Here is a 393-nt window from a genome sequence, read left to right on the forward strand (position 1 = left end):
GACTTCGCCATCCCGGGCAACCACGAGTTCGACTACGGCATGGACAACTTCCTGACCCTGGCCCAGGAGAAGGCTGCGTACACCTACCTGTGCTGCAACTTCACCGACCTGGAGGGTAAGTCCGTTCTGGACGCCTACAAGGTGGTTGACTACGGCGACGTGAGCGTGGGCTATGTGGGTATCGACACCCCCGAGTCCTTCACCAAGTCCACCCCCACCTACTTCCAGGACGCCGAGGGCAACTATATTTACAGCTTCAGCCAGGGCAACGATGGCGCTGACCTCTACGCCGCCGTGCAGAAGGCCGTGGATGCCGCTGTGGCCGACGGCGCCGACTACGTGGTGGCACTGGGTCACCTGGGCAACGAGGGCTCCACCGACGTGTGGACCTCC

At 62.6% G+C, this 393-nt stretch carries 1 pseudogene; it reads left to right on the forward strand.

Annotated features, from left to right (window positions below):
- Positions 1–393, forward strand: a pseudogene (locus tag ACTNBK_RS17190) (bifunctional metallophosphatase/5'-nucleotidase); the annotation flags it as partial.

Source organism: Intestinimonas sp. HCP28S3_D6, from assembly GCF_052065695.1.
GTDB lineage: Bacteria > Bacillota > Clostridia > Oscillospirales > Oscillospiraceae > Intestinimonas.